Source organism: Gryllotalpicola sp. CP2-P1 (assembly GCF_057512245.1).
Genome location: NZ_JBLRDT010000101.1, coordinates 1 through 9,812, shown reverse-complemented (window position 1 = coordinate 9,812; position 9,812 = coordinate 1). Strand labels below are relative to the sequence as shown.

Below are 9,812 nucleotides of genomic sequence, written 5' to 3'. Positions count from 1 at the left end.
CGCTACGCCGTCGTCGCGTGCTGGGGCTCGGGCCAGGTGCTCGCGTATGCGCTGGATGCCGTAACGGGCGAGATTCTGGGGCGAGCGGATGCCTCGCCCGCGCTCGATCCGTACGCGGGGGTGCCCGAGTCCGAGATGGTCGCGCCGCGCCCCGACTATGCCCCGCGCCTGAGCCGGGCGCACTTCACCCAGTTCCTCGCCGACGGCCGGGTGCTCACGATCGACCTCGGCTACGACCTCGCGCGCGCGTGGCGCTACGAGTCGGCGACGGCGTCGCTCGCACTCGACTACGAGATCGCCTTCCCCTACGGCGTGGGCCCGCGGCACGTCGCCGCCGCCTCTGACGGGCGGCTCTACGTCAGCTGCGAGTACGCGATCTCGGTCTTCCTGCTCGTGCCGGGGGCCGACGGGCGCTACGCGATCGCGGGGTCGTCGCCTCTGCGGGCGGTGCCGCGCGAGCCCGATGAGTATGCGGCGCACCTGTCGCTCTCCGACGACGAGTCGCTGCTGTATGCGACCGTGCGGCGGTCGAACGTCGTGGCCGTGCTGGCGGTCGGCGGCGCTGGCGCCTCGGGCGCCTCTGGCGCGAGCGCCCTGCCGCGGCCGCTCGCCGAGGTCCCCTCGGGTGCGGACTGGCCGCGCCATCACCTCGTGCGCGGCGACCGCCTCTACGTCGCGAACCAGCTCGGGGGCGAGGTGACCGTGTTCGCCCTGGGGCCCGACGGGATTCCGGGCGAGATCCTGCAGCGTGTGCCGGCCGGCTCGCCGACCGCGGTGGTGCCTGCGCTTCTTTGAGGCGTGTTGCGGCGGGGCATCCGCTCGCCTGCGTTTCACCCTAGGGTTTGAGACATGTGCCCCACCGAACCCGACAGCACCGAGGCTGCGTGGCAAAAGCTGCTGCGGATCCGCCAGAGCATCGACAACATCGATGCCGCCCTCGTTCACCTGCTGGCCGAGCGGTTCAAGTTCACCCAGGAGGTCGGCGAGCTCAAGGCGCGGTTCGGCCTGCCCGCCTCTGACCCCGAGCGCGAGCACCGGCAGATCGCCCGGCTGCGCGAGCTCGCCATCGAGAGCAATCTCGACCCCGAGTTCGCGGAGAAGTGGTTCAACTTCGTCGTGACCGAGGTGATCCGGCACCACATTCGCGCCGGCGCCGAAGGCGAAGAGCGCGAGATTCCCGAGGATTAGCGGGCGACGCGAGCGGTAGCACCCCCTCAACCTGCCCGAAACACGGCCTGGATACGGTCGTGCCCATGAACGAAGCCGACCTTCTGTTCCGCGGCGGCCGGGTGTTCTCTGCCGGCATGGCCGAGCCAGAGGCATCCGACGTTGCCGTCACAGGCGGCCGCATCAGCGCCATCGGCCCCCGCCTCGACCACCTCATCGGGCCCGGCACCGAGATGATCGACGCCACCGGCCAGCTGCTTCTGCCGGGCTTCATCGACGCCCACGTCCACCCCGTTCAGGCCGGGGTCGAGTTGCTGCAGTGCGAGGTGAGCGCCGCCGCAGGCGCCGCCGATGCGCTCGCCCTCGTCGGCCGGTACGCCGCCGCGCACCCCGACGACCCGTGGATCCTCGGCGGCGGGTGGGCGATGGAGTGGTTCCCCGGCGGCAACCCCACCGCCGCCGCACTCGACGCCGTCGTCGGCGATCGCCCCGCGGCGCTGAGCAACCGCGACCATCACGGCATGTGGGTCTCGTCGGCAGCGCTCCGCCTCGCGGGGATCACCGCTTCCACCCCCGACCCTGCCGACGGCCGCATCGAGCGCGATGCCGACGGCAACCCGAGCGGGATGCTGCACGAGGGCGCCGCCGCCCTGCTCTCTGCCGTGCTGCCGCCGGTCGACCCCGAGCTCACGCTTCGGGGCCTGCTCGCCGCCCAGGCCCGACTGCACAGCTTCGGCATCACCGGCTGGCAGGACGCCATGATCGGCGGCTACATCGACAGCGGCAACGGGTTCGGCGAGGCCTACCTGCGCGCCGAGGAGCGCGGCGAGCTCACCGCCCGCGTCACCGGCGCGCTCTGGCTCGACCGCGCGGCGACCCTCGACACCGTCGCCGAGCTCGCCGCGCTCCGCGGCGCGTGCCGCGCCGACCCGAGCCGACTCGCATTCAGCGCGGTGAAGATCATGATGGACGGGGTCGCCGAGAACCACACCGCCGCGCTCTCGCACCCGTACCTCGACGGCGACGGAAACGCCACAGGCGAGCGCGGCATCAGCTTCTTCGAGCCTGAGCTGCTGAAGAGGCTCGTCGCCGCGCTCGAGGGGGCCGGCTTCGATCTGCACTTCCACGCACTCGGCGACCGCGCCGTGACCGAAGCGCTCGACGCGCTCGAGGCGGCGCGCTCCGGGGGCGGCATCCGTGACGCGCGTCATCAACTCGCGCACCTGCAGATGGTGCGCGCGGAAGACGTGCCGCGCTTCGCGGCGCTCGGCGCCGCCGCCAACATCCAATCGCTGTGGGCGAGCCACGAGCCTCAGTTCGACGAGCTCACGGTGCCGTTCATCGCACCCGAGCTGATCGCGCGCAGCTACCCCTTCGGCGACCTGGTGCGTGCCGGCGCGCGGCTCGCGGCCGGAAGCGACTGGCCCGTGACGAGCCCGAACCCGCTGCAGGCGATCAGGGTCGCGGTCACGCGCGTCTCGGATGACGCGCCCGCCGGCGCCGAACCGCTCGGCGGCCCCGCGCAGCAGCTCAGCCTCGCCGAGGCGCTCACGGCCTACACGGCCGGCTCGGCCTGGGTGAACCGGCGCGAGCACGAGACGGGCCGAATCGAGACCGGATTCCTCGCCGACCTCACCCTGCTCGACCGGGATCCGTTCGCGGGGCCCGCTGAGGCGATCGATCAGGCGTGCGTCGTGGCCACCTGGGTCGGCGGTCGCCTCGTCTACGAAGTGCCCGCTAGTCCGAGCTCTTCAGAATGATCGCCTCCGTCGGCGGGGCGGCAGAGGTGCGGGCCGCGTTGCCCTGGTCCGCCGCGTGCTCGGACGTCTCGTCGGTGTTGTCCTCTTCGCGATCTTCCGATTGGTCCGTCATGCCGCAATGGTAGTGCGGCCCTGCCGGGCCCGAGCGGGGACACAGCAACCGCGCACGAGTTGCCAACGCGCCACGGATGCTTCACACAGGGGTGAAGCAATGCACTACTGTCACTTCATGTCGGAGACGAGGAAGCGAGCCCCGCGCAAAGACGCCGAGGCACACCGCGAAGCGATCCTCGACGCGGCGAGCGTGCTGCTCACGCAGGACAGGAACACCCCGCTCGACCCCATCGCGCGGCACGCCGGACTCACGCGCCGCACGGTCTACAGTCACTTCGCCGGCCGCGATGAGCTCATCGATGCCGTTCTGATCAGGGCGGCCGCGCGGCTCACCGCCGAGCTCGACCCCATCAGCCACCCCGACCCGCGCGTCGAGCTCGCGCTGCACGGCTCGCGGCTCTGGGCCGAGAGCGAGGACGTGCGGCTGCTGACCCGGCTCGCCGGCTACGGCGGCCACCGCGACCAGGTGGCGCGCATGCTCGAGCCGGTGCGGCTCAGGCTGCGCGAGACGATCGAGCGCGGCATGGCGAGCGGGGCGATCCGCGACGACGTGGAACCCGGGTCGCTCGCCCGGCTCATCGAGTCGACGGCGCTCTCCGTGCTGTCCGAGGCCGGCCGCACCTTCCTGCCGCCCCAGCGCGGGCACGTGCTCGTGATCTCGTGCGTGCTCGGGATCGCCGGCCTCGGCTGGCGCGAGGTCGCCGAGCTGATCGAGCGCACACCCGTGCTCGCCTACGGCGCCGAGCTCATGGCACAGCCGCTCGAGCCGAGCTGGCTGCGCGCCTGAAAGCCTGAGCGCCTGAGCCGAGCCGAGCGCCCGAGCCGAGCCGACTAGATGCAGACGATGCCGAGCAGGCAGTGGTCGTCGCCCGGCTCGCTCGGCTGCGGTGTCGGCAGCTGAATCGGCGCCGCCGTCGGGGCAGGCGTCGAACTGGGCGACGCCGACGACGCGGGGGTCGACGACGGCTGCGCGCTCGCAGTCGCAGAGGGCGTCGCGACCGAGCTCGCCGACGCGGAGGAGGCCTGAGCCTGTGCCTGAGCCGGAGTCGGTGTCGTCGAAGGCGTCGCCGCAGCGGGAGAAGCGGGGTCGGCGGCCGCGCTTTGGGCCTGTGCGAGCGCCCGCGACGGCGTGACGCTCGGCGTCTGCGTCGGAGCCGTCGAACTCGCCGCGGGCAGGTCTCGCGTCACCGTCGGCGCCGCGTGATCGTCGCCCAGCACCGCTGCGACGGCCGAGTCGGAGAAGTGGAAGTTCACGCCCGCGCCCGAGACCGAGATCGCAGCGCAGACGGCCAGACCGGCGATGAGCGCCGTGCCGCCGCCGAGGGCGCCGCCCAGGACCGCAGGACGACGCGATCGTGCCCAGAAGGGCACGCGGGTCGGGGAACTGCGGTGTCGGGCCATGAAGGGCCCAGTATTGCAGGGGCTCCCGACAATCTCCAAAGTCCCCCGGACGGGGGCCGAGGTGGTCAGCTGTGCGGGCCGTAGGCCCTGGCGATGCTGTCGACGGCCGCCGGGTCGAGGTCGAAGAGCCATTCGTCGGCACCGGTCGGAACGCTGACGAACGTGGCGGCCGGCGCCCCCGCCTCGGGAAGGTCGATGACGGCGAAGCCGCTGCCCGCCGCCGCGCGCTCGTGACCACCGGGGGCGAGCGCGTCGGTCGTGTTCGTCACGCCCGGCGCAACGATGACCGGCAGCCCGTCGACCCAGGTCGCCACCGAGTGGTGGTAGTGGCCGCTCAGCACCACGCGCACGTCGCCGCCCGACAGGGCCGCGAGCACATCGGCGGCACCCTGCAGCTCGAGGGCGCGCAACAGCGCGCTCCACGCCGGGACGGGCGCGTGGTGCATGACCACCACGGTGCCGTACAGGGCCGGCGTGGCCAGCTGGGCGCGCAGCCAGGCGAGCTGATCGGGGAACAGCTCGCCGTAGCCCGCACCCGGCACCGCCGTGTCGAGGCGGATGACCCGGAACCCGCTCACCTCGAGCACGCCGTCGCGCTCGCCGAGCACCTGCTCGAAGCCGTCGCGCAGATCGTGATTGCCCATCACGTAAGCCGTCGCGGCACCCCGCTCGGCGGCGAACGGCTCGAGCCGGTCGCGCAGCTTCTCGTACGCGGCGACCGCGCCGTCTTCCGAGAGGTCGCCGCTCGCGACCACGAGGCCGATGCCCTCGACCTGCGCCGCGCGCTCGAGCACACGGTCGAGGGCCGCCGTAGTGTCGACGCCGTTGTGGCGCGCCTCGGGGTCGCCGAGGAGATGCGTGTCGGAGAGGTGGAGGATGCGCAACGTCATGTCGCGCAGGCTATCGGGCAGGGGTGACATCGAATGGTCTTGGGCAGGAGAGGGCCTCGATACGGTCGCAGAGCGACCTACTCGGCCAGCGGGGAAGCGCAGAGCGACCTACTCGGCCAGCGAAGCGGTCGCTGAGAGACCTACTCGGCCAGCGGGGAAGCGCAGAGCGAGCTACTCGGCCAGCGGGAGGGTCGCGTGCTGCGTCACCCATGCGTGCATCGCGATTGCCGCCGCCGCGCTCGCGTTGATCGAGCGGGTCGAGCCGAACTGCGCGATCTCGACCACGGCGTCGGATGCCTCGATCGCGGCATCCGTCAGCCCCGGCCCCTCTTGCCCGAACAGCAGCACGCACTCGCGCGGCAGCGCGAAGGTCTCGATCAGCACGGACCCTGGCACGTTGTCGATCGCGATGATCGGCAGCGCCCGCTCGCGCGCCCACGCGACGAGGTCGTCGATCGTGTCGTGATGCAGCACGTGCTGATAGCGGTCGGTGACCATCGCGCCGCGCTTGTTCCAGCGCCGGCGCCCCACGATGTGCACCGTCTCGGCGAGGAACGCGTTCGCGCTGCGCACGATCGACCCGATGTTGAGGTCGTGCTGCCAGTTCTCGATGGCGACGTGAAACGGATGCCTGCGCCGGTCGAGGTCGGCCACGATGGCCTCCATCGTCCAATAGCGGTAGCGGTCGATCACGTTGCGGGTGTCGCCGTTCGCGAGCAGCTCGGGGTCGTAGTGCGCGCCGTCGGGCCATTCACCCGGCCACGGCCCGACGCCGGGTGCGGGCTGCGGTGATTCCTCGATCTCTGGCACGTCATCAGCGTAGGGAACCGCGCTGCCGAGTAGACAGGGGCGATGACCTCAGCGCGCCCGCACCTGACCCGCCGCACCTTCTTGGGCGGCGGCGTGGGGCTCTGCCTCGCGGGCGCCCTCGCCGCGTGCACGAACAGTCACCCCGCACCGACGCACGCACCGACGCGCACTCCGTCCCCGGGTGCCACGACCCCGGGCACGCCTGCGGGGCCGACCAGCTGGAGCGAGCTCGCCGCCGCCACGACGGGTGCCGTGCTGCGGCCGGGGTCGACGGGCTGGGATGCGGCGCGGGTCTTGCGCAACCCGCGCTACGACACCGCAGACCCTCGCGGCATCCTGCGCGCGGCGAACGCCGACGACGTCGTCGCGGGCCTCGCCTTCGCCCGCAACACGAAGACTCCCGTGGCGGTCCGCTCCGGCGGCCACTCGTTCACGGGCTGGTCGGCCGGCGGCTGCCCGGGCACCGACGTTCCGCCCTCCCTCGTGATCAGCACGGCGGGCCTCGACGCCATCGAGCTCTCGCCCGATCGCTCGTCGGTGACGATCGGGCCAGGCGCCCAGCTGCTCGACGTCTACGAGCGCCTCGCCGCCGCCGGCCGCGCAATCGGCGGCGGCTCATGCGCAACGGTCGGCATCGGCGGACTCACACTCGGCGGCGGCATCGGGGTGCTGGTGCGCTCCTTCGGCCTCACGTGCGATCAGCTCACGGCGGCCACCATCGTGACCTCCGACGGCCGTGTCCACACGGTCAGCCAGCACGACGAGCCGGACCTCTTCTGGGCCTGTCGCGGCGGGGGCGGCGGCACAGCAGGCGTCGTCACCTCGCTCACCTTCCGCACGCAGGCCGCGCCGCCCGTCCTGATGTTCGAGATCACCTTCCCCTGGACCGCTGCCGCGCGGGTCGTGGCCGCCTGGCAGGACTGGGCTCCGGCGGCGGACCGCCGCCTGTGGTCGTCGCTCAAGCTGCTGGGCGGGTCGCGGCACCCGGGCGACCCGGTGGTCGCGGTGAGCGGCACCTGGACGGGGCCGCAGAGCGGGGCGGATGCCTCCGTCGATCAGTTCATCGCCGCGGTCGGCGCCACGCCGCTCGCCCACACGGCGACCGAGAGGAGCTTCGGCGACGCGATGCGCCGCTACGCGGGCACAGGGGCGCGGGTCTCGGAGGCTGCGACGTCGTCGATCGGGTCGCGACGGCTCGCGGCGGGCCAGATCGCGACGCTGCTCGACCAGGTGGCCCGGGCGTCGTCCGTGCCGGGCCTCACGGAAGGCGGCGTGGCGCTCGACGCCCTCGGGGGCGCCGTGGCCGACGTCGGGGCCGGCGACACCGCGTTCCCGTGGCGCTCGGCGCTCTGGACGGCCCAGTACACCGCGACGTTCGCCGACGGGACCGACCCCGCTCCGTTCGACGCCTATGTGCGCGGATTCCGCGCCGCGATGCAGCCGGCCTGGGGCACCTCCGCCTACGCGAACTACTGCGACGCGAGCATCACCGACCCGACGGCGTACTTCGGCCCCAACACGGCGCGGCTGCGCGGCATCGCCCGCAGCGCCGACCCGGCCGGCCTGTTCGCGCAGCCGCACTGGGTCTGACGGGTCGGCGAGGACCGCCGCCCCAAATAGACTCGTGACATGCGCGAACGCGGCGATGTCGTCTCCTGGCTCACCGACATGGACGGGGTGCTCGTCCACGAGAACAAGGCGCTGCCCGGGGCATCCGATCTGCTCAAGCAGTGGCAGGCCGACGGCACCGAATACCTGATCCTCACCAACAACTCGATCTTCACGCCGCGTGATCTCGCGGCCCGCCTGCGCATTTCGGGAATCGACGTGCCCGAGGAGCGCATCTGGACCTCGGCGCTCGCGACCGCCGACTTCTGCGCGAGTCAGATGCCGGGCGGCAGCGCCTTCGTGATCGGCGAGGCCGGCATCACGACCGCCCTGCACGAGGCCGGCTTCATCATGACCGAGACCTCGCCCGACTTCGTCGTCGTGGGCGAGACGCGCAACTACAGCTTCGAGGCGATCACGAAGGCGATCCGCCTCATCTCGGGCGGCGCCCGCTTCATCGCGACCAACCCCGACGCGACCGGCCCGAGCGCCGAGGGTCCGCTGCCGGCGACCGGCGCGATCGCCGCCCTCATCACGAAGGCGACCGGCCGCGAGCCCTACATCGTCGGCAAGCCGAACCCGATGATGTTCCGCTCGGCGATGAACAAGATCGGCGCCCACTCCGAGACCACCGGCATGATCGGCGACCGCATGGACACCGACATCGTCGCGGGCATCGAGGCGGGGCTGTTCACCGTGCTCGTCATGTCGGGCATCACCTCGGGCGACGACGAGATCTCGCGCTATCCGTTCCGGCCCGACGAGGTGCTGTCGGGGGTCGACCAGCTCGTGCGCGGCGAATAGGCGCCGGCCCGAGCGGCTTACTGCGTCGGCCCGGGGCCCGCGATCGAGCTCGAGAACTGCTGGCCCGACGAGCGGGTGACGAAGCAGAAGTAGTTGCGCTGGCCCGACGCCCACTGCTCGGCCGTCACCGGGTAGGCGGTGACCAGCTGCACGTCGCTATAGGCGGCGGCCGCGTTGAGATCGACCACGCCCGGCTTGCTGCACAGCAGCCCGATCTGAGCCGAGATCGCCTGCTCGCCGGGGAAGGCGGCCGACGGGTCGGTGGTGTACGGGGCCGTGTAGACGAGCTGTGCCGCATGCGGTGCATTGCAGTCGACGACCGTGAAGTCCTGCGCCCAGGCCGAGGCGAAGGGGTCGAGGCACTCGCCGCCGCGCAGCTGGTCCCACTGGTAGCTCTGCCCGGGGGCGAGGGGGCCGCTGCCCGCGATCGCCGTGTCGTCGCTCGCGGTCGGGGTGGGAGTCGAGGTCGGCGAGGCGGTCGTCGCGGTCGGCGTCGGGGTCGAGGTGTGGGTCGCCGCCGCGGGTACCTGGTCGCGGCCCGAGGCCACGGCACGGCCGAGGGCGAACAGCCCGATGCCGATCAGGATCGCGATCAGCACAGCCGCGGCGATCAGCAGCCAGCGGTTGAGTGGGCTGCCCGAGCGAGCGTGCTCGACGGGCGCGCCGCCCGAGTGAGCGGGCGGCGGGCTCTGATCGAAGACGCGCGCCGAGTCGGGGGCGAAGGGCAGGGGGGATGCCGCAGGCGTGGGCGCCGCCGGAACGGCCAGCGCCGTCGGAGTGATCTGGGTCTCGTCGAGCTGGGTGGCGTCCGCCGGCGTCACGTCGGCCGAGGCTGCGGCCCCGCGGGGTTCGGCTTCGGGCCCGTTCGCGGGCTCGGGCATCTCACTCACGGCAGCGCTGCGCGGGCGGAGCGCGTCGAACGACGGCAGGATCTCGTTCACCGGCGGCATCGGACTCACGATCGCCGTGTCGACGGTCTGGGGGTGCGCGCCGAGCATGTCGGCGATATCGCTCCAGTCCGAGCTGACCTCGCTCGTGCGGGGCTCGGCGCCCGTGTCGCCCGTCTCTTCCGATGCGGGCGCGGATGCCTGGGCCGGCTCGGTCTCATCGGGAATGGTGAACTCGTCGACCGACGGAACCGGCGTGGTCGCCGGAACCGGCGCGAAGAGGTCCTGCGCGAACGGGTCGAACTCGTGCGCCGTGGTGCCCGGGGGAAGCGGCGCGTGCGCCGGTGCTTCCGGCGCTGCGGCATCCTCGG

At 72.5% G+C, this 9,812-nt stretch carries 11 protein-coding genes; 6 read left to right on the top strand and 5 right to left on the bottom strand.

What is annotated here, in order from left to right:
* The 3 genes from ACM2XV_RS09265 to ACM2XV_RS09255 form a co-directional block, all read left to right on the top strand.
* A partial coding sequence (locus ACM2XV_RS09265; RefSeq protein ID WP_487026725.1) for a lactonase family protein occupies nt 1-795 on the top strand: 795 nt, incomplete at its 5' end.
* Between the two features lie 54 nt (nt 796-849).
* Nucleotides 850-1,188, top strand: a complete 339-nt coding sequence (locus ACM2XV_RS09260) for a chorismate mutase (protein ID WP_344777018.1) — start codon at nt 850-852, stop codon at nt 1,186-1,188.
* 65 nt (nt 1,189-1,253) lie between these two features.
* Nucleotides 1,254-2,927 carry an amidohydrolase gene (locus tag ACM2XV_RS09255; protein ID WP_487026724.1) on the top strand — a complete coding sequence of 558 codons (1,674 nt, stop codon included), beginning with the start codon at nt 1,254-1,256 and terminating at the stop codon, nt 2,925-2,927.
* On the opposite strand, the gene ACM2XV_RS09250 is transcribed toward ACM2XV_RS09255, so the two are convergent.
* Nucleotides 2,905-3,039, bottom strand: a complete 135-nt coding sequence (locus ACM2XV_RS09250; protein ID WP_344777022.1) for a hypothetical protein — start codon at nt 3,037-3,039, stop codon at nt 2,905-2,907. The two genes, ACM2XV_RS09255 and ACM2XV_RS09250, sit on opposite strands and share 23 nt — an antisense overlap.
* Before the next feature lie 117 nt (nt 3,040-3,156).
* Between ACM2XV_RS09250 and ACM2XV_RS09245 the strand changes: the two genes are divergently transcribed.
* Nucleotides 3,157-3,828: a TetR/AcrR family transcriptional regulator gene (locus ACM2XV_RS09245; protein WP_344777024.1), complete on the top strand. Its 672-nt coding sequence runs from the start codon at nt 3,157-3,159 to the stop codon at nt 3,826-3,828.
* A 44-nt stretch (nt 3,829-3,872) separates the two neighbouring features.
* Here ACM2XV_RS09245 and ACM2XV_RS09240 read toward each other — a convergent pair whose 3' ends face one another.
* The 3 genes from ACM2XV_RS09240 to ACM2XV_RS09230 form a co-directional block, all read right to left on the bottom strand.
* The gene (locus tag ACM2XV_RS09240; RefSeq protein ID WP_487026723.1) at nt 3,873-4,442 is read right to left on the bottom strand and encodes a hypothetical protein; all 570 of its coding nucleotides are present in this window, start codon (nt 4,440-4,442) and stop codon (nt 3,873-3,875) included.
* A gap of 65 nt (nt 4,443-4,507) precedes the next feature.
* Nucleotides 4,508-5,332, bottom strand: a complete 825-nt coding sequence (locus ACM2XV_RS09235; RefSeq protein ID WP_487026722.1) for a metallophosphoesterase family protein — start codon at nt 5,330-5,332, stop codon at nt 4,508-4,510.
* 171 nt (nt 5,333-5,503) lie between these two features.
* Nucleotides 5,504-6,142 carry a TrmH family RNA methyltransferase gene (locus ACM2XV_RS09230; protein ID WP_487026721.1) on the bottom strand — a complete coding sequence of 213 codons (639 nt, stop codon included), beginning with the start codon at nt 6,140-6,142 and terminating at the stop codon, nt 5,504-5,506.
* Nucleotides 6,143-6,184: 42 nt separating this feature from the next.
* Between ACM2XV_RS09230 and ACM2XV_RS09225 the strand changes: the two genes are divergently transcribed.
* Nucleotides 6,185-7,732, top strand: a complete 1,548-nt coding sequence (locus ACM2XV_RS09225; protein WP_344777032.1) for an FAD-binding oxidoreductase — start codon at nt 6,185-6,187, stop codon at nt 7,730-7,732.
* Between the two features lie 39 nt (nt 7,733-7,771).
* Nucleotides 7,772-8,554: an HAD-IIA family hydrolase gene (locus ACM2XV_RS09220; protein ID WP_487026720.1), complete on the top strand. Its 783-nt coding sequence runs from the start codon at nt 7,772-7,774 to the stop codon at nt 8,552-8,554.
* A gap of 17 nt (nt 8,555-8,571) precedes the next feature.
* On the opposite strand, the gene ACM2XV_RS09215 is transcribed toward ACM2XV_RS09220, so the two are convergent.
* Nucleotides 8,572-9,812 (bottom strand): septum formation family protein (locus ACM2XV_RS09215; RefSeq protein ID WP_487026719.1); only part of this gene is annotated, 1,241 nt, incomplete at its 5' end.

Excerpts from the sequence above, each read along its gene's own strand:
- ACM2XV_RS09220 (WP_487026720.1), top strand. The coding sequence starts at position 7,772 with ATGCGCGAACGCGGCGATGTCGTCTCCTGGCTCACCGACATGGACGGG.
- ACM2XV_RS09260 (WP_344777018.1), top strand. The coding sequence starts at position 850 with ATGTGCCCCACCGAACCCGACAGCACCGAGGCTGCGTGGCAAAAGCTG.
- ACM2XV_RS09255 (WP_487026724.1), top strand. The coding sequence starts at position 1,254 with ATGAACGAAGCCGACCTTCTGTTCCGCGGCGGCCGGGTGTTCTCTGCC.
- ACM2XV_RS09225 (WP_344777032.1), top strand. The coding sequence starts at position 6,185 with ATGACCTCAGCGCGCCCGCACCTGACCCGCCGCACCTTCTTGGGCGGC.
- ACM2XV_RS09250 (WP_344777022.1), bottom strand. The coding sequence starts at position 3,039 with ATGACGGACCAATCGGAAGATCGCGAAGAGGACAACACCGACGAGACG.
- ACM2XV_RS09235 (WP_487026722.1), bottom strand. The coding sequence starts at position 5,332 with ATGACGTTGCGCATCCTCCACCTCTCCGACACGCATCTCCTCGGCGAC.
- ACM2XV_RS09240 (WP_487026723.1), bottom strand. The coding sequence starts at position 4,442 with ATGGCCCGACACCGCAGTTCCCCGACCCGCGTGCCCTTCTGGGCACGA.
- ACM2XV_RS09245 (WP_344777024.1), top strand. The coding sequence starts at position 3,157 with ATGTCGGAGACGAGGAAGCGAGCCCCGCGCAAAGACGCCGAGGCACAC.